Annotated in this window: 13 protein-coding genes; 4 read left to right on the top strand and 9 right to left on the bottom strand. The window is 66.1% G+C overall.

What is annotated here, in order from left to right:
- Positions 1–269: 269 nt before the first annotated feature.
- The 3 genes from JS531_RS10520 to JS531_RS10510 form a co-directional block, all read right to left on the bottom strand.
- Positions 270–2,858 carry a PASTA domain-containing protein gene (locus tag JS531_RS10520; protein ID WP_214315782.1) on the bottom strand — a complete coding sequence of 863 codons (2,589 nt, stop codon included), beginning with the start codon at positions 2,856–2,858 and terminating at the stop codon, positions 270–272.
- 37 nt (positions 2,859–2,895) lie between these two features.
- A complete protein-coding gene (locus JS531_RS10515) occupies positions 2,896–5,220 on the bottom strand; it encodes a PASTA domain-containing protein (RefSeq protein WP_240542183.1) in 2,325 nt (774 codons plus the stop codon).
- A 307-nt stretch (positions 5,221–5,527) separates the two neighbouring features.
- Positions 5,528–6,148 carry a DUF5701 family protein gene (locus JS531_RS10510; protein WP_214315779.1) on the bottom strand — a complete coding sequence of 207 codons (621 nt, stop codon included), beginning with the start codon at positions 6,146–6,148 and terminating at the stop codon, positions 5,528–5,530.
- A 286-nt stretch (positions 6,149–6,434) separates the two neighbouring features.
- Between JS531_RS10510 and asd the strand changes: the two genes are divergently transcribed.
- Positions 6,435–7,529, top strand: coding sequence for an aspartate-semialdehyde dehydrogenase (gene asd, locus JS531_RS10505; RefSeq protein WP_214315778.1), 1,095 nt, complete (start codon positions 6,435–6,437; stop codon positions 7,527–7,529).
- A 316-nt stretch (positions 7,530–7,845) separates the two neighbouring features.
- Positions 7,846–9,015, top strand: a complete 1,170-nt coding sequence (locus JS531_RS10500) for an ATP-binding protein (RefSeq protein WP_214315777.1) — start codon at positions 7,846–7,848, stop codon at positions 9,013–9,015.
- A 178-nt stretch (positions 9,016–9,193) separates the two neighbouring features.
- On the opposite strand, the gene JS531_RS10495 is transcribed toward JS531_RS10500, so the two are convergent.
- The 3 genes from JS531_RS10495 to JS531_RS10485 all read right to left on the bottom strand — a co-directional run bounded on the left by JS531_RS10495 (position 9,194) and on the right by JS531_RS10485 (position 14,472).
- Positions 9,194–9,757 (bottom strand): ACT domain-containing protein, encoded by a 564-nt coding sequence (locus JS531_RS10495; protein WP_214315776.1) that lies wholly within the window; start codon positions 9,755–9,757, stop codon positions 9,194–9,196.
- Between the two features lie 103 nt (positions 9,758–9,860).
- Positions 9,861–10,625: an aspartate kinase gene (locus JS531_RS10490; RefSeq protein WP_214315775.1), complete on the bottom strand. Its 765-nt coding sequence runs from the start codon at positions 10,623–10,625 to the stop codon at positions 9,861–9,863.
- A 424-nt stretch (positions 10,626–11,049) separates the two neighbouring features.
- On the bottom strand, positions 11,050–14,472 hold the full coding sequence (locus JS531_RS10485) for a SpaA isopeptide-forming pilin-related protein (protein WP_214315774.1): 3,423 nt from the start codon (positions 14,470–14,472) through the stop codon (positions 11,050–11,052).
- 406 nt (positions 14,473–14,878) lie between these two features.
- Between JS531_RS10485 and JS531_RS10480 the strand changes: the two genes are divergently transcribed.
- On the top strand, positions 14,879–16,033 hold the full coding sequence (locus JS531_RS10480; protein ID WP_214315772.1) for a class C sortase: 1,155 nt from the start codon (positions 14,879–14,881) through the stop codon (positions 16,031–16,033).
- 71 nt (positions 16,034–16,104) lie between these two features.
- Here JS531_RS10480 and recR read toward each other — a convergent pair whose 3' ends face one another.
- Entirely contained in the window at positions 16,105–16,707 is a 603-nt protein-coding gene (recR, locus tag JS531_RS10475; RefSeq protein WP_214315770.1) for a recombination mediator RecR, read from the bottom strand.
- 15 nt (positions 16,708–16,722) lie between these two features.
- Positions 16,723–19,704 carry a DNA polymerase III subunit gamma and tau gene (locus JS531_RS10470; RefSeq protein ID WP_214315768.1) on the bottom strand — a complete coding sequence of 994 codons (2,982 nt, stop codon included), beginning with the start codon at positions 19,702–19,704 and terminating at the stop codon, positions 16,723–16,725.
- A 180-nt stretch (positions 19,705–19,884) separates the two neighbouring features.
- Here JS531_RS10470 and JS531_RS10465 point away from each other — a divergent pair, with 180 nt between their 5' ends.
- Positions 19,885–20,484, top strand: a complete 600-nt coding sequence (locus tag JS531_RS10465; RefSeq protein ID WP_214315766.1) for a TetR/AcrR family transcriptional regulator — start codon at positions 19,885–19,887, stop codon at positions 20,482–20,484.
- A 37-nt stretch (positions 20,485–20,521) separates the two neighbouring features.
- Here JS531_RS10465 and JS531_RS10460 read toward each other — a convergent pair whose 3' ends face one another.
- Positions 20,522–21,676 carry a diacylglycerol kinase family protein gene (locus JS531_RS10460; RefSeq protein ID WP_214315764.1) on the bottom strand — a complete coding sequence of 385 codons (1,155 nt, stop codon included), beginning with the start codon at positions 21,674–21,676 and terminating at the stop codon, positions 20,522–20,524.
- Positions 21,677–21,679 lie beyond the last annotated feature (3 nt).

The raw sequence follows: 21,679 nt of genomic DNA, 5'->3' as shown, positions 1-21,679 counted from the left end.
GCGGCCCCGGAGCGCTGAGAACCCCTGTTTTTGACGTTCCGGACCAACAGGCCCTGGGCCGGAACGTACGGACAGCCCCATCCAGCGTTCCGGTGCCGCAAATACTGGACCCGGAACGCGGAATCAGAACGCGGAATCAGGCCACATCCCACACTCCGGACCAACAGACCATGGGCCGGAACACACCACAGACCCGGAATCACACTCCGGGACCACAGGCGAGCAGCATGGAGCGGGCGCACTGTGCCTCCGCTCGCATTTCGAGGAGACTATTCCTGAAGGTAGTAGACCGTGTCAGTCGTAGGCGCGATATTCATTCGCGGTGCCATGAAGTACAGGCTTGGCTTGCTGTTGTCATACTCTCCATATGATTGAGCACCCGAGTCAAATGGCGTATCGCCGTTCCGAGCGTCGAATGAAGCTCCTTTGAAGAGGTACAACGGGTTCACCGGACGCTGATAGATATCAGCTTCCACGACATCCATGCTGTTCAAGCAGTCCGAACCGCTCAAGGACGCGCCTCCCTCTGTCTGGCACCGATAATCGGCGTCCGGTCCCGCAAGGTCCATGAACCAGTCATCGCTCGAAGAAGAGGCCCATCCGTTCTCCCGTAGACGCAACGCCGTCGGAAGCTGTTGCATTGTCGGATCCTCGCCGCTTTTCAGGCTCAGTGTCCCATCCTTATCCAAGGTGACGCAGCTGTCACCGGATTTCAGACAATACGTACCGGCAATCGGCGTGAAATCACCATCCGACACCGCACTGCGTATCTCGTCATCGGTGTACGACTTCGGCTGCTTCGTCTTCTTCCCACCGGCATCGCCGCTGGGCTGCGCGGAGCCGGTATCGACGTCCGCATCAGGCAGTGACGGCCAATCGTAGCCGCCATCCGATTCCACGAGATAGTACGCGTCCGCGTCGCTCGGCGCCGGCTTGAACTTGACGTCGGTGTCGTCCTTGCCATGTCCAGCGGAGGGAATGAACGGATTGTTGCCCACGTTGTCATCCGTCACGGGGACTGAGGTCTTGTCATACAGCTTCGGATTCCGGTACAGGATGAACGGGCGATCTGCATCCACGGTCTTGCCCTGCTTCGCAGTCTTCAACGCACCCGTATCGAAGTATCCGGACTTATCGGCGGCGCTCAGATCCGCTCCGACGGCGGCGTACACGAAGAAGTCATGCATATCGTAGGTGGCACCGCTGCCGTTCCAACTGGTCGGCATCTCGTCGCTCGGAGTACCGTTCACGCAGCTTTCCCACCATGTGCCAATAAGTTCCCCGCCACAGGTGGCGCTTTCGTCGCCGGCACCGAAGTCGAACATGCCCCAGTCCTTGGCGATGAGTCGATCGGCGGCACCGCCTTCGATACGTTGCCCAATGGATGGCTCATTACTGTCTATGGTGCAGCGTCCGATGTCTCCGCCATCGCTAGCAAAGCATTCGTTCATCAAGGTTCCACTGGAGGAGCCTGCGTCCATGCCCCAGTCTTGATATATCTCCGTGTTGCCGTAATCATCCTGACCGGCCGTAAACGTCATGCAGTCCTTCGATGCGTCGCTGACGACGGCTTTGCAGTAAGTGCCGGCCATCGCCTCGGGCAGGTAATAGATGATTCGATCATAAGGCCCGTTGATTGTCTTGTTGATCAGCAGCCCTTCGACCTGATCCGCGCCGACACCTTCATACAGGACGACTCTGCCGCCCTTGCTGACGGCCGAGCCGGGCGTCGGGCTGGTTCCTGCGACCTTGCCGATGTACCGCTTGGAGGAGAACCGCTGTTTGATGGTCACGTCGAAGCCCTGCGCCCGCAGGGTGGAACGCGCCGCGTCCACGTCCTCGCCGATGATGTCGGCGCCGACGCCGGTGCCTTCGGTCGCGACTCCGATGTAGATGTCGCGCGACCTCGTCGTCCCGTCGCCGTCCGACGTGTCGTCTGTCGTCTTGTCCGACGAGTCGTCCGTGTTCGCTTCGTCCACGCCGTGTCCGGGTTCGGGCCATGTGGCGACGATGGTTCCCGCCGGCGTCTTCTTAGCGTCGTTGACGACGACCTGCTTGTAGTGGACGGGCACGCCCATGCCGTTGAACGTCTTGACGACCTTCGACGCCTTTTTGCCGACCGTGCCTTTCGGCACGCCCGGTCCGGCCGACTCACGCACCGTGACGGTGCTGCCCGCCTTGATGCGTTGCCCTTCCTTCAGCCCCTGGTAGCCGAGGAACGCACCCCGCGGTTCACCCGTGAACTCCTGCACGGTCTTCGACTTCAGGCCCTTGTCCTTCAATGCCTCCGTCACGGCCTTCGCCGTGACGGCCGATTTCTTCGACTGCTTCTCGCCGGCCGTTCCGTTCGTTCCGGCGGCGAGTCTTGCGACATCCGGCAGGCTCCTGCCGCCCCACAGTTCCGCCCGATACGTCAGGAACGCCGCCACACCGCCTGCAACCAACGCCAGCAACACCACAATCGCAATGATCCACGGCAACCGGCTCCGCCGTACGGCGACGGTCCTGCCATCGCCGCCGTCGCCACGACGTCCGTCATCACCAGTTCCACCGGTGCCGACGCCACCAGTCGCCGGCGGCATCGGCACCGGCGGCACACCCTCCGGCGGAACCGGCGCGACGGTCTCGACGACGGTCACATCACCCCGCGGAACCGGCGGAACCGGCTTCGACGCATGCGCACTCGCAGGCGTCGAAGCCGCCGCAGGCACAGGCGCGCCACCCGACGCGCCGGGCGGCAACGGCACCGACGGCATCACACCGGACGCGGCAGACGCAACCGGCATAGCCGCACCGCACTCCGTACAGAACCGCACGCCATCGCCGTTCACGGCACCGCATCGCGTACATGTCATCATGTCATTCCTTCGTCATCGCCAGGTGGAATCGGATCTTTCAGTTCCCGAACATGCCGCTGTAGAACGTGCGCTGCTCGTCCGGATCGGAGCCGTTGTTGTACAGGGCGGGCCCGGGCAGCGTGGCGTAACGGGACGCGACGTCACCGCCGCCGGCCCACATCCGCTGCTGGTCGCTGAGCTTCGACGTATCGTAGCCCTTCGGATACAGCGTGAACTTCCCGCACGGATCCATAGCGACCGGCTTGGAGATGGTCACTTTGACACCGTCTTCGATATGCGACGACCCTACGGTGCCGTCGATCTTGAACGCGCTCGCGTCGCACTGCAGCGTGTACGTGCCGTCGGCGTTCTTCACGGCGGACTTGAACCGTCCGGTATAGTCCGAACGCGTCTCCGACCCGTTCGGATAGCCGTCGCCGGTGATGCCCGCATCCATATCGGAAAGCGAGCCTTCGAACGTGCCATCGGCATGGATGGCGAGCGATTCGCCCCAGGCGCCGGCACCGCCCGAATGACCGTAGTCGTCGGCCGCGGCGGCCTTCATCGCCTCGGCGAGGACCTTGTCCATCTTGCCGCTGCCGGACTTGCCCTCAGACGAACCGGACGAGCCGGACGAATCCTTCACGCCCGAAACCTTCGCATCGGGCAGCGAATCCCAATCCAAGTCCCCGTTCTGCTCCACCAAGTAATACACCGTGGCGTCGCTCGGCGCGGGCTTGACGGGTTCGAGCGGGTTCTTGCCGTTGACGTTGCCGGGCACGAACGGATCGATCCACGCGCTGTCCGCCTTGATGCCCACCTCGGTCTCGTCGTACAGCGAGGAGTCGCGCATCACGATGAACGGACGGCTCGTGTCCACGGCCTTCTGCTTGTTCGCGGCGGCGAGCGCCGACTTGTCGAAGTAGCCGGAGTCCTCGATGCTCTTGAGGTCGGTGCCGACGGGCACGTAGACGAGGAAGTCCTTCATGCGGAAGGTCAGACCGGTGTTGCCTTGCGGAGACGCGCCGCTGCTGAGGTCGTACGTGCGGTAGGTGCCGTTGTCGCAGTAGGAGCCGAAGTCGAACTGGGAGACGGTGCTGCCGCAGTTGGGCAGGCCCATGCCGGCGTACAGTTCGAACGCGCCGGTCTTGCCCATGAGCAGGTGGTTGGCCATGGGCAGGTCGCTGTCCTTCGCGCCCGGATAGCCCTGATTGGAGAGCATGACGCCGCCGACGTCCTGCGACCAGTTGTTGAGGCCAAGGGTGTCGTAGTCGTTGTCCGCGGGGCGTTCCTTGATCTGCATGAATCCGCCGCCCACGCTGTCGGCGCCGTAGGGGCCGTCGGCCTCCTCGAGGGTGATGCAGTCCTTGGAGGTGTCGGTCACGGTGGTCTTGCAGTACATGCCGATCATGGGCGTGGCATCGTTGTTGACGACCTTCATGGCGTAGTCGCCGCTGCCGGTGGTCTTGCTGAGCAGGTCCTTGGTGCTGGACGCGTCGACGCCGTAGTAGAGGGTGACGCTGTCGCCCTTCTCGAGCGTGGATCCGGGGGCCGGGTAGCTGCCGGAGATCTTGCCCACGTACTGTTTGGAGGAGAAGTGGGGTTCGAGGTCCACGTCGTAGCCCTGGGCCTGCAGCGCGTTGAGCGCCGTGTTCTTGTCCTGTCCGAGGATGTCGACGGGGATGCCGTCGCCTTTGTGGGTGACGCCGATGTAGATGCCGTCGTCCTTGTCGTCGTCCGAGAGCCCGGTGCCGGGCGTGGGCCAGGTGACGCCGACCTGTCCTTCGGGGGTCTTGCTGTCCTGCGAGATGACGACCTGCTTGTAGTGGACGGGCACGCCCATGCCGTTGAACGTCTTGACGACGTCCGTGGCTTTCTTGCCGACCGTGCCTTTCGGCACGCCCGGTCCGGCCGACTCGCGCACCGTGACGGTGCTGCCCGCCTTGACGCGCTGCCCTTCCTTCAGCCCTTGGTAACCGAGGAACGTGCCGGACTGCTCGCCGGAGAACTCGGTCACCGTCTTCGTCTTCAGACCCTTGTCCTTCAGCGCCTCGGTCACGGCCTTCGCCGTGACGGCCGACTTCTTCGACTGTTTCGCGCTGGTTTTGCCGCCGGCCTTGCCACCGTCCGTTCCATCGGTTCCGTTCGTTCCGGCGGCGAGGCTCGCGACGTCCGGCAGGCTCTTGCCACCCCACAGTTCCGCCCGATACGTCAGGAACGCCGCTACACCGCCTGCGACGGCGAGGACCAGCAGCGCGACGATGACGACGATGAGAAGCGTCTTCTTGTTGCGGCCGCCCTTCGCCGGTTCGCCGGCGGTGCCCGATGCGGCCGGACCGGGCATGGGGACGGCCTGCGGCGGCATGGGTACGGGACCGGGCATCGGCACCGGCGGCATGCCGGGCGTCGGGGGTGCTCCGGCCGCCGCATCAGGGGCGCCGGATAGTGGCGCGCCGCATTCCACACAGAATCGGGCGCCGTCGTCATTGGGGGTGCCACACCTCTCGCAGTTCATCCTGGCCTTCTCTCTCCAAGCGTGATGACTACGGTCCAGTCTACCGGCTGCGGGTGTATGGCGGGCGAATCACGGCGGACTGTGAGGCGCGGTGGACGGGACGGATCTCAAGTGGGCGGGACGGGCTGAGACGGACGGATGGGAGAGGACGGAGACAAACGGGCGGGAGAGGACGCTATCGGAAGAGGCTCACTCCCCTGCGCGCGGTGCAGTAGGCGTTGCCGAGCCAGGTGTGACGCGAATTGGGCCATACCGCACCCAATCGCGGCGCATTCTGGCTCATCCAGATGCTCGGCACGCGACCGTCGGCGGAACGGGAGCCGAGCAGGTTGAAGCCGTTCTTCTCCAACAGCCATTCCGGATGCTGCGTGGCGATGGCGAGCCCCTCCTCCAAGGTGAGCGGCATGCGCTCGTCGGAGTCGATGAGCTTGCGCGCCACATCCGGTTCGCGGTTGATGTAGCAGGTGCCGGTGTGCGGGTTCACCACCAGATAGAACGGGCCTTCAGGCGGCTCGAACCCGTCTTGGGGCAGGAAACTCGCGATGTCGCGCGGAGGCATGGTGGTGAACCCGGCCATGCGGTTGATGGAGGTACGCGCGATGAGCGACTCGGGCGACACCAGCTCCCTGGTGGGCACCAGCAGGATGTTCGCACCGAGGTCGCTGTGCTCGAGCGCATCGATGAGCGGGTTGGCGAGCGCGCGGAACGCGGCGGCGCTCATGTCCGCCACGTCCGGGTATCCCAATGCCACGATCCGATCGAGCTGCCTGCGGGCTTCCTGTGATGCTGTCGACATGCCTACCAGCCTACCGCGCCGACCCGTCCGCACAGCGCACCCCGGAAGCCTCTCTCAGCGAAACAAGTCGGAACAGTCCAACCAAATCACGTCGCCAACACTCCTCTCCGCGAAACAAGTCGGACACGATCCGACGAACCACATCGCAAACACCCCGCAACCACCCCGCAACCACCCCGCAGCACCGGCCATCATATGGGCAACGGCACGCCGCGGCCCCCACGGTTCCGTAGGATTGGGCATCACGTGTGTAATCCGCCCAACCGTCTCATCCAAGGGGTTTGCAATGTCCGAAAAACTGAAGGTCGGCGTGCTCGGCGCCACCGGCATGGTCGGCCAGCGTTTCATCACGCTGCTGGAGAACCACCCGTGGTTCGAGGTGACCACCGTCGCCGCGTCCGCGCACAGCGCCGGCAAGACGTACGAGGAGGCCGTCGGCGACCGATGGAAGATGGAAGCGCCGATGCCGGAATACGTCAAGCACATGACGGTGGTCGACGGCGATGACGCCGAGAAGGTCGCCGCGGGCGTCGACTTCATGTTCTCCGCCGTGAACATGCCGAAGGACCAGATCCGCGCCATCGAGGAGCGCTACGCGAAGACCGAGACCCCGGTGGTCTCCAACAACAGCGCGCACCGCTGGACCCCGGACGTGCCGATGGTCGTGCCGGAGATCAACCCGGAGCACTTCGCGGTCATCGAGCATCAGCGCAGGAGGCTCGGCACCACGCACGGCTTCATCGCCGTCAAGCCGAACTGCTCGATCCAGGCGTACACGCCGGCGCTGGCCGCGTGGAAGGAGTTCGAGCCGCGCGAGGTGGTCGTGAGCACGTATCAGGCGATCTCCGGCGCGGGCAAGACGTTCAAGGACTGGCCCGAGATGGTGGGCAACATCATCCCGTTCATCTCCGGCGAGGAGGCGAAGAGCGAGAAGGAACCGCTCAAGGTGTTCGGCCATGTGGATGCGGAGAAGGGAGAGATCGTCCCGTTCGATGGCCCGCTGCGCATCACCTCGCAGTGCATCCGCGTGCCCGTGCTCGACGGCCACACCGCCACCGTGTTCATCAACTTCGGGAAGAAGGCTACGAAGGAGGAGCTCGTCGACCGTCTGGTCAACTACACCTCCGAGGCCGCGAAGCTGGGTCTGCCGCACGCGCCGAAGCACTTCATCCAGTACCTCACCGAGGACGACCGTCCGCAGGTGAAGCTGGACGTCGACTACGAGGGCGGCATGGGCGTCTCGATCGGCCGCCTGCGTGAGGATTCGATCTTTGATTGGAAGTTCGTCGGTCTTGCGCACAACACGCTGCGCGGCGCCGCCGGCGGCGCGCTGGAGTGCGCTGAGATGCTCAAGGCGCTCGGCTACATCACGAAGAAGTAGGCCGGCGCGGTCGGATGCCGACCCGACCGACGATTCATCAGGCCCGTACACCAGGCCCATACATCAGGCCCGTGCCGCCGGATACGTCCGCGGCACGGGCCTTTTGCGTCGGCCGACATGATCTTCGCACCGCCGCGACCTCACGTGGCGCATTCGCCCCACCTCCCCGGCCGACATCGTTCTTCTACACAAGAAATCATCTCTTATTCCCAGATTCTTTCTTCTACAGAAGAAAAAATCCTGAAACAGTCATATACTTTCTTTCATGAAAGAAAACAGACCTCTGATTGACCGTCCACGGTATCTTGACCGCATCATGCCGTTCGTAGGTACCGACGACGTCATCAAGGTGCTGGTCGGGCTGCGACGCAGCGGCAAATCGGATATGCTGCGACTTATCCAACGCCGGCTCGTGGCCGAGGGCAACAACCCGAGTCAGTTCATCTCGATGAACTTCGAGGATTACGCCCTCTCCAAATACCATGATCCCGACGTGCTGTATCCGTATCTCATAGAGCGCCTCGACGCCGTCGAAGGCACCCCATACATCTTCCTCGACGAAGTGCAGGAGGTACGTGGGTTCGAGAAAATCGTCAACTCCCTTCGCTCGGCGACAAGGGCCGATGTGATCATCACCGGGTCGAACTCCACGCTGCTGTCCGGCGAGCTCGCCACCTATCTGGGCGGACGCTACGTGCAGTTCGAAGTGTTCCCGTTCGGCTACTCCGAATTCGCCGACGCGCGGCGTCAAATCCATGGGGATGACTCCTTCGACGCGTTCCTCCGTGAGGGCGGCATGCCGTTCGTCGCCACTGGCGACTGGGATGAGGAAAGCCGACGCACTTATCTGACGGACATCTATCGTTCCGTGGTGCTGCGCGACGTGGTTCGCCGCCACAGGATCCGTGATGTGGCGCTATTGGAACGTATCGTCATGTTCGCGATGCAGAACACGGGCAACATGCTGTCCTCCAGCGCCATCGCCGCATATCTCAAAGCGGAACGCATCGACGTGAGCCCGCAGACGGTCATCAACTATCTCGAATACTGCCGCGAGGCGTTCCTGTTGGAGCGTATGAACCGCACCGATTTGGTCGGCAAGCAGGTGCTGAAGACCTTGCAGAAATACTATGTGGCCGACCACGGGCTGCGTGGCGCGATCGTCGGCGACGGCACCGCACAGATCCAAGGCGTGCTGGAGAACATGGTCGCCATGGAGGGACTGCGCCGCGGGTATACGGTCTCGGTGGGCGCCGTCAATGGCAAGGAGGTCGACTTTGTCTTCGACAAAGGTTCGCAACGACGATACGTGCAGGTGACGTATCTTATCGACAGCGACAAGACCGCAGAACGGGAGTTCGGCGTATTCCGTGACGTTCCGGATAACTATCCGAAGACCGTGGTGTCGATGGACCCGATCCTGCGTCCCCGCGACGGCATCGAACACCGCCGCGTCGACGAATTCCTCCTCGCCGAGGACTGGTGACGGCAGGCCGCACGCCACCGCGACCGTGAGATTCGGAGACCACTCGATCGCCGATATCCAACATCAGGAATCGAAAACGCCCTCCCGCGTAAAGCACACGGGAGGGCGTTCGACCGGTCCCCTCGGGAAACGTCCGACTGCGGGGAGTTCATCCACCGCCGGCTCGATTACCGGATAATCAGCGGCCGGTGCCGCCGTAGACGACGGCCTCCACCTTGTCGGCGTCGAGGCCGTAGGCGGTGTGCAGGGCCTTGACGGCCTCGTTAAGCTGGTCGAGCGGCACGAGCGCGGCGATGCGGATCTCGGAGGTGGAGATCATGAGCACGTTGATGCCGTGTTCGCTGAGCGCGGTGAAGAACTTGGCGGCGAGACCGGAGTGGGTCTTCATGCCGACGCCCACCACGGCCACCTTGCCCACGTTGGTGTCCACGTCGAACGACTTGTAGCCGAGTTCGTCGTGGTTGTCGAGCAGCGCGTTCTGCACGGCCTTCACGGAGGCTTCCGGCACGGTGAAGGAGATGTCGGCGGTGCCGGCGGAGGAGCCGGCCTGCACGATCATGTCCACGTTGATGCCGGCGGTGGCGAGTTCGGTGAACACCTTCGCCGCCATGCCGGGCTCGTTGGGCACGCCGCGCACGGTGGCGAGCGCTTCGGTGCGGTCATGCGCGATGCCGGAGATGACGGGCGCTTCGGGGCCGAGGTCGGGGAACAGGTCGCCCATGGATTCGTTGCTGTCGTTCATTGTCGTCGCTTTCGGTTTCGTTACGGTACTTGCGTTTCGTTACGTTTCGTTACGGTTCAGTCGTCGCGTTGCGGTTCGGCGCGGTTCGTTGCAGTTCGGTGCGTCAGTCGATGTTCGGCAGGCTGCGCGGGTCGACGCCGTCGGGCACGACGAGCGTGCCGGGACGGTGGGAGAAGGAGCTGCGCACGTGCAGCGGCATGTTGAACCGCTGCGCGTATTCCACGCATCGCAGGGCGAGCACCTTGGAGCCGCAGGAGGCCATTTCGAGGATGGCGTCGTACCCGGCGTAGGGGATGCGGCGCGCGGTGGGCACGATGCGCGGGTCGGCGGTGAAGATGCCGTCCACGTCGGTGTAGATCTCGCAGATGTCGGCGCCGAGGGCCACGGCGAGCGCGACGGCGGACGTGTCGGAGCCGCCGCGGCCGAGCGTGGTGGCGTCACCCTTCGCGTTGATGCCCTGGAATCCGGCCACGATGGCGACGTCGCCCATGGAGAGCGCGTTCTTCACGCGTTCCGGCTTAACGGCCTTGATGTGGGCGGCACCGTAGCGCGCGTCGGTGAAGAAGCCGGCCTGTTGTCCGGTGAAGGAGTGGGCGCGGCTGCCTTCCGCGTGGATGGCCATGGCGAGCAGGCTCATGGAGATGCGTTCGCCGGCGGTCATCAGCATGTCCATCTCGCGTTCCGGCGGGTTGGAGTCGATGCTGAGCGCCTGGTCGATGAGGTCGTCGGTGGTGTCGCCCATGGCGGACACGACCACCGCCACCTTGTTGCCTTTTTTCTTCGTTTCGACGACGCGCTTGGCCACACGTTTGATCGAATCCGTATCGGCGACCGACGAGCCGCCGTACTTCTGCACGATGAGCGCCACTGCAGTCCATTCTCTCTAAGGGTTCGAGAGGCGTTGCCCCTATCTTGCCTCCGCTATTCTACGTAAGCGGGACGATTATAAGGAGCGGCCTTTGCGCCGCAGGCGTCCGCACCCACCATGCGGACAGGATGGACAGGTTCCGAACAGTCCCGAACAACTCCGAACAACCTCCGTTCCGACGGTTTCCCATGGGCTTTCCCATGGTTCGCCAAGACCATCGCATCGTTGCGCCAAGGTCGGCGCGGTTATATGGGTCTTGCCGGCGAACGGAAGCAGCACACGGAAGCGAGCCGGCGAGGTCCGCAGGAATCCTCCCCTATGGTTCCCGTGGATTCCATAACCATAACTGAAATTCCTTCTTCTCTCTTCCTCTCTCCTTCGGGGCCCGGTTCCATGGTTCGCCATGGAACCGGGCCTTTCTGCGTCACCGCAGCCCGTACAGGCCGCCGCGACGAGCCTTCCGCGCGGCCATCGCCACGGCGGCCGCGGCCAACGCCAGTCCGCCGCCGATGATGAGCCAGTCCAGGGCGGAGCGACCGCCGGTGAACGGCAGTGCGGAGAGCTGCTGCAGGTTGACGATGTGGTTGTCCGAGACCTGCTTCCCGTCGACGCCGGTTCCGTTGACCTTAACGTTCGCGATGGTGTGGGCGCCCTGTTCGATGATGAACGTGTAGCTCACGTTGGCGGGCAGCTGGTAGCCTTCGGGCGCCTTGGTCTCGGTCAGCGTGTAGCTGCCGGCCGTGAGTCCGGTCACCGTGAACCCGCCTTTGGCCTTGTCCGTGTCGTTGCCGTCCGCGGCGCACGACGAGGAGACGCAGTCCTTGACCGTCTTGACGACCTTGCCGTCCTTGTCCGTGATGGTCCATTCGGAGCCGGCGAGCGCGGTGCCGTCGCCGTCGGTCTTCGTCCAGGCGACGCCCATCGCCTCGTCCTCGACCTGGTTCACGTTCAGCGGGGTCTGCTCGTCCTGCTTGGTGAGCTTGATCTGCTCCGTGGAGCCGTCGACCACGCGGAACGTGTACGTGGCGCCGTTCAGCCAGTAGCCTTCCGGCGCGGTCTTCTCCTTGAGCGTGTACGTGCCGGCGGGCAGGTCGGTGTTCTTCACTTCGAACTGGCCCTTGGCCGTGTCCACGTCGAGCAGGTCGCCCGATTTCGCTGTGCATCCGTCGGTCTCGCAGTCGACGATGTCCTTCGACCACGTCGGGTCGTCGGTCTTCGTGATCGTCCACGTGGATCCGCCGAGCAGGGCGTTCGTGTCGGCGTCGACCTTGTTCCAGTGGAGGCCGGGCAGCGGCTTGTTGACGATGCCGCGTGCGACGCCGTCGTGGTCGTCGTCCACCACCGCGGCGTCGTTCGCCGTGGAGTTGGTCTTGATCTCGATTTTCGGCGCCACGGTCTGCGTGGCCGACGTCGTGAAGGAGTACACGGCATCCGATTTCGCGTATCCGGCCGGCGCGGTCTCCTCCGTGAGCTCGTATGTCATGTCCGGCTTCAGGTTGTCGATGCTGAAGGCGCCGTCGTCCGGGTTGTTGTCGCGTGCGTCGTTGTCGGTCACGATGATTGACACGACGCCGTCCGCGTCGCCCTTGCGATGCATCCAGCAGCCGTTCTGGCTCGTGTTCTTCTCGTCACGCTTGTCCATAGTCGGGCAGGACGCGTCGTAGCCGAGACGGTCGTTGTTCACCGGTGCCGCGTTGGTGTACGTGTACTTGCCATCGTCGTTCTTCTTGCCGGTGGCGGCGGACACGCGCCACGAGGAGCCCTTGAGCGCCTTGTGGTCGGTGGAGTCGTCGACCTTGTTCCATGCGGCGGAGTACGGGGTGGAGAGGATTACGCGGCCGTTCGAGCCGAACGCGCCGCCGGACAGGCGTGCGCCGTTGTGCTGGAACGTGACCTTCGCGCTTTGCCACGCGGACTGCCACTTCGCCTGGCCTTCCGCGTTGAGCACGGCCTTGAGGCCGATGCCGCCGTACGTGTTCTGCTGGCCGCTCTTGTTCCAGTACTGCTGGATGGTGGTGGGCGAATCCTGCTTCGTGGAGGCGTCGGCGGTGGTGTACCGCTTGTACTTGCCGTCGGTCAGGCTGGGGTTGTCCTCGTCGTCGTACTGGTCGGAGCCGTCGGTCTTGTAGGCGCGCACCGCGTCCTTGCCCTGGCCGCCGCTACCGGCCTGCCATTCGTCGGCGTAGCCGCTGGCGGTGGTGCGCGGCTGACCGTCCCAATACCAGTCGACGGTCTTGGTGCCGCGGTCCGTGAACCAGGTGTCGAGCAGCTGGAACGCGTTCTCCTGCACGTGGCTTCTCTTGTAGTAGGGGCTCATGATCGCCAGGTCGGAGCCGGCCTCGGTGGGCGCGTCCGTGGACGTCGCGTTGTCCGTGTTGCCGTCGATGGCGCTGCTCACGCTGTTCTCCTTCAGGGCGATGTTGCCGCTCTTGGATGCTTCGGACACGCCGGAGGGGCAGAACCACAGGCCGCCGCCGAAGTGGCCGGCCGTGTTCTGGGTTGCGGCCGCCGGGCCCACGTAGGAGACGGTGTATTCCTCCGTGTAGATGGCGCCGCCGAGATAGCCGGACACATTGCCGGAGAACTCGCCGCCGAGGAAATAGCCGTACGACGTGGTGCTCTTCTTTGCATCGTCCCAGTATCCCTGCAGGAAGATGGCGCCGCCGGCGCCGCCGGCTTTGATACTGCCGGTCGCCTTGCCGCCGTTGAACGCGACCGGGTCCGCCGTGTCCTCGCTCGCCCAGTTGTTCGTGAACGTGGGCTTCGTCCCGTCCGCGGCGTTGGCGACGTTGAGTTTGCCGTGCACGTACAGGGCGCCGCCGCCGCTGCCGTACGCCCTGGCGTTCGTGTGGTTGCCGTCGAACGTGCCGCCGGTGATGCTCACTTCGCCGCCTTCGGCGTACAGGGCGCCGCCGCCGGCGTCCGCAGTCCGGTCCGGCGTGGCGATGGCGCTGTTGCCGGTGAACGTGCCGCCCTCGATCGTGGTGGAGCCCTGGTCCTGGGATACGACGCCGCCGCCCTGCATCGTCGCGGCGACCTTGGCCGTGTTGTTCGAGAACGTGCCGGCCTTGATGGTCAGCTTGCCGTTGTTGTGGATGACGCCGCCCTGCGAGCCTGCCACGTTGCCGTCGGCCGTGCCGTCGGCCGCGATGCCGAACGTGCCGCCGTCGATGACGGTGACGCTTTGCGCGCCGCTCTGCATGAAGACGCCCGCGGCGAACGACGTGACGTTGCCGGTGAACGTGCCGCCGTGCACGGCGAGCGCGACCTTGGCCTTGTCCGATCCGTAGACCACGGCGCCGCGCACCGCCTTGTTGCCGTCGAACTCGCCGCCGTTGACGACGAAGCTGCCGCCCGTGGCGACGTGCGCGAAGCCGCGTGCGCCGTTGCGGTACGAGAATCCGCCGTCCTGCGCGTCCTTGCCGATGTGCAGCGTGGCACCCGCGGCGACGTCGAACAGCCTGCCGCCCGCGGTCGTTCCGGTCAGGGACGCCTTCTCGCCGGTGGTCGCGGTCAGGGCGATGTTGCGGGACACCGTGACGGTGGCAGCGTCGGCCGGCACGTCGTTCACGGTGCCGGTGATGGTGACGAGGCCGTCGCCCTGCGCGTTGCCCACGCAGTCGGCGAGCGCGGCCCACGTGGCGACGGCGGCGCAGTCGGTGCCGTTCGCGGTGGTCACCGTCGTCAGCACCGGCGCGGGGACCGTCGGGAAGCCCTCATCGGTCGTACCGTCCGAGGCGCCGGCGGCCGTCGCGGTGGACGCGGCCCAGCCGCCGCCCACGCACATCGCCGCGGCGGCGACCAATCCCGCCGCCCGTGTCCATATCCGCTTCCGATCCATGGTCATCGGATTGTTCCTTCCATATCCCTTCGGTTCACCGTCCTCCGGCCGTCGCACGCCGTTCCCGGACCGGCCCGCGGTCCTGTTCCGCACCGTCCGACGCCATCCGTCGGCACCGCCGAACGGCATGACGGACACATCGGGGTGAACCCTATGCAATAGACACCGTTTTACCCCCTATTTCCGACATCCGGACCGCAACGAACGGCAATGGACAACAACACTCATTCCATATCACCGGACCGGAGCCGAGCCATGTCCCCGTTTCCCCGATGCAGGACGACGTCCGCATCGGGGGATACGGGTGTTTGCACGCCGCCGGACGGGCGGAGTAACGTAGCGCTCGAACACAGACACCTCGAAAACGGCGGAATCACGGCCGTCTGGATGTCGACGGGGAAGGAAGGCACGCATGGCATTCTGGCGCAGGAAACCGTCGCGGCGGGACGCGGCGACGGAACCGGACTCCCTGCACAACGGGCCGGACCCCGCATCGGACGCCGGCGACGGCAACAGTGACGGCGTCCCTCCCCTGCCGTCGTTCGAGGACGCCACCGACATCACGGACCTCATGGCCGAACGCCGCCGCCTCAAACGCAACCTGCTGGCGATGCGCATCGTCACGATCCTGCTGCTCGCGGCGGCCATCGCCGTGGCCGCGTTCCCGATCGTCCTGCAGTTCAAATCGGACCGCGAACTGGCCGCCACCACCGCCACCACCGCGCGAACCGTGGCCGGATGGCCCTACCCGCAGGCGGAGGACAAGCTCAAGGCGGCACATGAATACAACGCGAAGCTCGCCGCCTCCGGACAGCCCGTGCTGGGCGAGGCCGTCGACCCGTTCACCGCGGCGCAGGGCGGCTCACATGCGAGCGGCAACGACACCGCCTCTGCGAAGGACCAGGAGTACCAGTCGCTGCTGGATTCCGGCAACGGCATCATGGGCACCATCAAGGTGCCGAAGCAGTCGATCGAACTGCCCATCTACCACGGCACGTCCGAACAGGCGCTGGCCTCCGGCGCGGGGCATCTGTACGGGACGAGCCTGCCGGTGGGTGGCAAGTCCACGCATTCGGTGATCACCGGACACCGCGGCCTGGTGGAGGCGCTCATGTTCACGCGTCTCGACGAGGTCAAGAAGGGCGATTTCTTCTACATCGAGGTGATGGGCGAGACCCTCGCCTACAAGGTGGACCGGATCACGGTGATCCTGCCGGACGACACCTCGCAGCTGAAGATCACGCCCGGCGAGGACCGGGTCACGCTGATGACGTGCACGCCGTACGGCGTGAACACGCATCGTCTGCTGGTGTCCGGGCATCGCGTGTCGATCCCGCTGCCCGCGCCCGAGCCGGGCGACGTGCATGACGCGCGCAACATCGGCCTCGCGGTGGGCTTCGGCGTGCTGCTGGCGGGCTGGTGCGCGGTGGCGTTCGCCAGGCGGCATCAGACGGCGCGCATCATGCGTCACGCCGCGTTCTGGCCGTGGGACGGCACGCCGCGCGGGAACGCGGTCGACCCGTTGGCGCCGGCGGAGCCGAACGATCCGTCAGACGCATCGGATTAAACGGGCTCGACGCGATCGTCGGCCCGGCCGGACCGACTGGGCTGACGATCCCATCGGACTGACGGACCGCTTCATGCCTCCCGACGGCCGGCGAGCGCGCGGCCGAGCGTGATCTCGTCCGCGTATTCGAGGTCGGAGCCGACGGGCAGGCCGCTGGCCAGACGCGTCACCTTGATGCCGAGCGGGCCGAGCAGCCGGCTCAGGTAGGTGGTGGTGGCCTCGCCTTCGATGTTCGGGTCGAGCGCGAGGATGATCTCCTTGACCTCGTCGGTCTTGAGCCGGTCGAGGAGCCCGGCGATGTTGAGGTCGTTGGGGCCCACGTTGGCCATCGGGTTGATGGCGCCGCCGAGCACGTGGTAGAGGCCGCGGTATTCGCGCGTGCGCTCGATGCTCATCACGTCCTTCGGCTCCTCCACCACGCAGATCACGGTGTGGTCGCGGCGCGGGTCCGCGCACACCGGGCACGGGCTGGTTTCGCACACGTTGCCGCAGATCTCGCAGAACCGCACCTTGCGTTTGACCTCGATGATGGCGTCGGCGAGGTCCGTCGCCTCCTGTTCGTCGGCGCTGAGCAGGTGGAACGCGATGCGTTGCGCGCCTTTCGGCCCGATGCCGGGCAGTTTGTTGAAGGCGTCGATGAGGTTCTGGATTGCGCCGTCATATGCCAATGCCATTCGTCGTTCCTTTCGTCACTCGTCGTGCTTGGGTGCGGCGTGGATGTTGCGCGGGTTGTGCGGGTCGTCGGCCGCGAACTCCTCGACCTTCTTCACTTCGAACAGCTTGCGCAGGTCGTCCACGCTCATGGCGGTGGCCACGCCCAGCGACTCGTCGTCCATCGAGTATTCGTCCTCGTCGGCGTCGACCTGCGGGCCGGCCGGCGGTGCAGCGGCTCCTTGCGGGGCAATGCCTCCCTGCGGGACGTTCCGCACGTCCTGCCGTCCGGCCTGCGGCATGTTCCACGGATCGTCGGCGACGGGCGATGGCTGCGCGGGGGCGGACTGTGCGGCCGTCGCGTTCATGGGGCGCGACGGCACCGGTCCGACGGGCGTGTTCCACGGGTCGTCCGGGGCGGTGGGCGGCGGCACGTCCTTCCACGGGTCGTCCTGCGCCGCCGGCGAGGCCGCATGCTGCCAGGGATCGGCCGGAGCGGACTGCGGCGGCGCGGAGCGTACGGAGCTTTGCGGCCGCGCGGCGTTCGTCGCGTTCGTCGCGTTCACCATGTTCGGCACGTTGGCGGTACCGGCGGCATGCTCCGCTCCCCCGACGTTCATCGGCTGCGTCGGCATCGGCCTGACGGGCGTGTTCCACGGGTCGTCCGGGGCGGCGCCGGCGGACGCCTGCGACGCGGGCCGTGACGCGGGCTGGGCCCATGGGTCGGTGTCGTCGCTCAGGTCGGGGACGGCCACATGCTTGTGGTGATGTTCGCCCTCGTGCCGTTCGTCCCGTCGTTCCGCACGCCCGGCATGTGACGGGTCGTCCGCGGCGGCACCCGGCTTTGCGGGCGCGGACGCGACGGGAGTGGCCCATGGGTCGGCGTCGTCATCGGCGGAGCCGGACGAGGCGGACGTCGCCGTCGGAGCGGACGTCGCCGCATCGGAGTCCGCGGACGGCTCGGCGCCGGCGGCACCGGCGGAAGCCGTGCCGGCGGGACTTTCCGACGCGCCTGTCCCTCGGTGGCTGTCGTCGTCGTCCGCGGCGGCGGACGGTTCGGACGCCGGCGAGGCCGCGGGTTCGCGGGTCCCCTGGTCCTTCTCCTCCGTCTGGAGCTTGGCGGTCGCGGCGCGCAGGTTCTCCTGGAGCAGCTGCGCTTTGATGCGCTGCCGCTCGGTCTCGGGCAGCTTGCTCAACGGGGGCGCCATCTGGCCGTCGGCCATCTTCTTCGTGGGTGCGAGGCTCACGTCCTTGCCGAAGACCTCGCGCACCTTGGCACGCAGGATGTCCACCACGGAGGTGGCGCCGTCGACCGGCTCGCCGGCCACGGCCATGGCGAACGCGTATTTGTTCAGCGGCTTGTCGAATTTGATCCACAGGCACTGACGGCCGTTCGTGTTCGCCTTGAGCAGCACGCGGGGCACCTTCGTACGGTCCACGTAGGCGCGCACGTCGGCCGGCAGGGAGGCGACCAGGGCGTCCCACCGCTGGTCCGTGGTCCGGGTGTCCGACTGCTGCGCCTGCTGCGCCGTCGTCTGCGCCGTCGCGGATGGCGCGGACGTAGCCGGCTGTGCGGGCTGTTGGGCGGCGTGGGCCGTGTCCGTGTTCGGCCGCCTCGGGGCCGAGGCGTCCGCCGCGTGCGGCGTCGTGTCTCCGGTGTTCCCCGACGGGGAGGCCGCGGTCTGGTGGTTGCGTTCGGCGCCGGCGAACCCGCCGCCCGATTGGACGGCATGCTGGTTGCGTGCGCTGCCCGCGAAACCGCCGGTGTTGCGCGCGGCGCCGGCGAACCCGCCATGCGCATTCCCCCGCGCGCCGGCGCCCGACGTGCCGTTCCCGGCGGCGCCCTCGACGGACGTTCCCGGAACGGACGGGCCGACGCCGCCGGCCTGCGCCGCAGGCGCGGCGACGAACCCGCGTTCCGCGCCGGCCAGCAGTCGGGCGGCGAGGAGCTCCAGACGCATGCGCGGGGAGATCGCGCCGGTCATCGAACCCAACGTGTCGTTGATGATGTCGGCCATCGCGGTGAGCGGCCCCAACCCGAGCGCGGCCGCCTGACGGTGCAGGTCACCCATCTCCTCGGCCTCGGCCGTGTCGGACAGCACGCTTTCCGCGCGGTCCCCGGCCAAGGTGAGCACGAGCAGGTCGCGGACGCGCGCCAGCAGGTCCTCCACGAACCGACGCGGGTCGAACCCGCCGACCACGACCTTCTGGATGACGCCGTACAGTTTCTCTCCGCTCTTGTCGATCACCGCGTCGACGGCCTCGCCGATGAGCGCCTCCGGCGTGAAGCCGAGCAGCGCCACCGACGCGTCGTGCGTGATCACGCCGTCCACCGCGCCCACCATCAGCTGGTCGAGCACGGAGAGGGTGTCTCGCACGGAACCGCCGCCAGCACGCATCGCCAGCTTGAGCACGCCCGGCTCGGTCTTGATGTGCTCGTCCTCGCAGATCTTCTCCAGATACGGTCCCATCACCTCGGCCGGCACCAGACGGAACGGGTAATGGTGGGTGCGGGAGCGGATCGTGCCGATCACCTTGTCCGGTTCGGTGGTGGCGAAGATGAACATCACATGCTCCGGCGGCTCCTCCACAATCTTGAGCAGCGCGTTGAAGCCCTGCGGCGTGACCATATGCGCCTCGTCGAGGATGAAGATCTTGTACCGGTCGCGTGCGGGCGCGAATCCGGCGCGTTCGCGCAGTTCACGGGCGTCGTCCACGCCGTTGTGCGAGGCGGCGTCGATCTCCACCACGTCGATGGAACCGGGGCCGCCGGTGGCGAGGTCCTTGCAGGATTCGCATTCGCCGCACGGATGCGAGGTGGGGCCCTTCGCGCAGTTCACGCAGCGCGCCAGGATGCGCGCCGAGCTGGTCTTACCGCAGCCTCGCGGACCGGAGAACAGGTACGCGTGCGTGAGCTTGCCCTCGTCGAGGGCGCGCATGAGCGGGACCGTCACCTGGTCCTGGCCGATCACCCCCTCGAAGGTGTCCGGGCGATAACGTCGATACAGTGCAAGTGCCATAGTCTCCAACCTACCTCAAACCGAATACCCGTCGCGCCCGTTCGGACGGACGGAAACGAACGCCGCCGAGGCGGCGCGTGCGGCGCGGTCGCCGGCGGCATACGACGCGTACGGCGTCGGCATACGGCGAATCGCGCGGGCCATGCCGCTACCCGTGCATCGTTCAGTACACTGGGATGCATGAGTAGTGACACGGTGTCAACGACGATGGGCAAGGGCGACGCGCGGCGCAGGGCGATCGTGCGCGCCGCACGCGATATCTGCCTGGAGAAGGGCTTCTCCAAGATCACGGTGAGCGACATCGCGAACCGCGTGCATATGACCAGATCGTTGTTCTACCACTACTTCGATGACAAGGACGCCGTGGCGGACGCGGTGCTCGACGACGTGGTCGGCGAGATCCTCGCCAAGCTCGAGGCCTGGGACAAGGCCCGCGAGACCGGCAACATCAGCAAGGCGCTGGACGACATCGTCCGGCTCACGCGCTCCCTCATCGCCGACGAGGGCCCGTTCTCCGCCCGCATGATCCACGAGGGCAACGCCGAACTGTACATCCGGTTCGTCGACCGCATCGCCGACCGCATCGCCGATCTGCTCGAGCGGACCACGGTGCGCGACTTCGAGGAGCGGCACGGACTACCCATCGAGAACGTGCACGAGACGTTCTTCACGCTCATCGTGGGGCTCATCTCGCTCATCCGCTCCCATCCGGACGTCACCGACGCCACGTTGAAGGCCGTGGTGGCGCAGACCCTGCACCTCACCGACTACATCCGGTGACCCCGCCGGCCGGCGGGGTCGTCGGGGTCATGCCCCATCACAGGAACTCGCCGGTCACCGGGTCACGCCCATCCCTGGACAGCGCCTCCAGCACCTGCTCCTCGCCGTGCCGTCCACGCTGTTCCCGCTGCCATGCGGCCACGGCCGGAGGCACGAGCACGCGCAGCGACAGACCGTCGGCCCGCACACGCACCGGCAACGTGCCGACGTACTCGCCGTCGGCCATGAGCACGGGAGGCTCGTCGCCTTCCGCGGCGCGTGTGACCTCCACGTCGCGGACCCGTTTCCAGCCGAACACCCGGGAGCCGAGCAGACGGCCGTTGTAGCCCTTGCTGATCGCGTCCGCGATCTCCAACGGCCCGGGCATGTGGTCGATCCACACCAGGTCGAGCAGACCGTCGTCGAGTCTCGAGTACGGCGACACTTCGAGCCCGCCGCCGATGTAGCGCGCGTTGGCCACGGTGATCATCGGCGAGATGATGTCCCGTTCCTCCACGCTGCCGTCCGCCAGCGTGGCCTTCACGTGGTAGCCGTACCGTTTCAGGTCCGTCACCTCATGGAGCACCGCGGCGAAGTAGCGCAGCGAGCCTCCCGGCAGCCGCGAATGGTTGGCCCGGTCGTTGATGCTCGCGTCCAATCCGCAGTTGAGCATGCCGGCGTAGTACCGGTCGAAGGCGGGAGCGTCGCCGTCCACGGCCCGTCCGGACTGCGACGATGCCGACGGATTCGGATTGCCGCTCGTCGGGTCGGCCCGACGGGCGCCGTCAAGCGCGGTCACCCGCCCCAGGTCCACGTCGACGTACGATCCGCGCACGATGGCGCCCACGATGCCTTCGACTGCGGTGCCGATCGCGTTGACCGGCAGACGCAGCCCACGGGCGAAATCGTTGCCGGAACCGACCGCGACGATGCCCAGCGGCTTGCCGCTGCCACCGACAGCGTTCACGCCGAGCGCGATCATGCCGTCGCCGCCGACCGTCACCAGATAGTCATAGTCGTCGATCCTCATGCGGGCATTGGCCAGCGAATCGTCGAAGCTCGCTCCGGTCAGGTCGATCGTCTCGAACCCGTAGCGGCTTCCCGACTCCTCGAGCAGGGACGCCACCCTACGTCCGAAGGAGGCACCCTTGCCCTTGCCGGACACGGGATTGCCCACCATCGCCACGACCGTACGTTGCTCTTTGTGCTGCATATT

Origin of the sequence: Bifidobacterium sp. CP2, assembly GCF_018555635.1 — a bacterium.
Classification (GTDB): Bacteria; Actinomycetota; Actinomycetes; order Actinomycetales; family Bifidobacteriaceae; genus Bifidobacterium; species Bifidobacterium saguinibicoloris.
This window is presented reverse-complemented; position numbering and strand designations above follow the sequence as displayed.

Bases quoted from the DNA above. Each gene is read 5' to 3' on its own strand.
- JS531_RS10520 (WP_214315782.1), bottom strand. From the start codon at position 2,858: ATGATGACATGTACGCGATGCGGTGCCGTGAACGGCGATGGCGTGCGG.
- JS531_RS10515 (WP_240542183.1), bottom strand. From the start codon at position 5,220: ATGCCCGGTCCCGTACCCATGCCGCCGCAGGCCGTCCCCATGCCCGGT.
- JS531_RS10510 (WP_214315779.1), bottom strand. From the start codon at position 6,148: ATGTCGACAGCATCACAGGAAGCCCGCAGGCAGCTCGATCGGATCGTG.
- asd (WP_214315778.1), top strand. From the start codon at position 6,435: ATGTCCGAAAAACTGAAGGTCGGCGTGCTCGGCGCCACCGGCATGGTC.
- JS531_RS10500 (WP_214315777.1), top strand. From the start codon at position 7,846: ATGCCGTTCGTAGGTACCGACGACGTCATCAAGGTGCTGGTCGGGCTG.
- JS531_RS10495 (WP_214315776.1), bottom strand. From the start codon at position 9,757: ATGAACGACAGCAACGAATCCATGGGCGACCTGTTCCCCGACCTCGGC.
- JS531_RS10485 (WP_214315774.1), bottom strand. From the start codon at position 14,472: ATGACCATGGATCGGAAGCGGATATGGACACGGGCGGCGGGATTGGTC.
- JS531_RS10480 (WP_214315772.1), top strand. From the start codon at position 14,879: ATGGCATTCTGGCGCAGGAAACCGTCGCGGCGGGACGCGGCGACGGAA.
- recR (WP_214315770.1), bottom strand. From the start codon at position 16,707: ATGGCATTGGCATATGACGGCGCAATCCAGAACCTCATCGACGCCTTC.
- JS531_RS10470 (WP_214315768.1), bottom strand. From the start codon at position 19,704: ATGGCACTTGCACTGTATCGACGTTATCGCCCGGACACCTTCGAGGGG.
- JS531_RS10465 (WP_214315766.1), top strand. From the start codon at position 19,885: ATGAGTAGTGACACGGTGTCAACGACGATGGGCAAGGGCGACGCGCGG.
- JS531_RS10460 (WP_214315764.1), bottom strand. From the start codon at position 21,676: ATGCAGCACAAAGAGCAACGTACGGTCGTGGCGATGGTGGGCAATCCC.